Origin of the sequence: Ligilactobacillus acidipiscis DSM 15836, assembly GCF_001435755.1 — a bacterium.
Taxonomy (GTDB): domain Bacteria; phylum Bacillota; class Bacilli; order Lactobacillales; family Lactobacillaceae; genus Ligilactobacillus; species Ligilactobacillus acidipiscis.
Window position 1 is genome coordinate 1 of sequence record NZ_AZFI01000456.1, and the last position, 201, is coordinate 201.

At 36.8% G+C, this 201-nt stretch carries 1 protein-coding gene; it reads left to right on the forward strand.

Annotated elements, in window-relative coordinates:
- Window positions 1–201: transposase (locus FC65_RS11410; protein ID WP_162257084.1), on the forward strand; the 201-nt coding region annotated here is incomplete at both ends.

Below are 201 nucleotides of genomic sequence, written 5' to 3' on the forward strand. Positions count from 1 at the left end.
TCAAAAAAACTAATCGAACTTTACGCAAGCACCGGCAAGAGATCAAAAACAGTTTTGAAACAACCTTTTCCAACGGCCCCATCGAAGGGACTAACAATAAAATCAAGACCATTAAGAAAACTGCTTATGGGTTCCGAAACTTTGAGAATTTTCGACTACGTATCCTGGTTGAATTAAAGAATAGCTATGTCAGTTTGAATT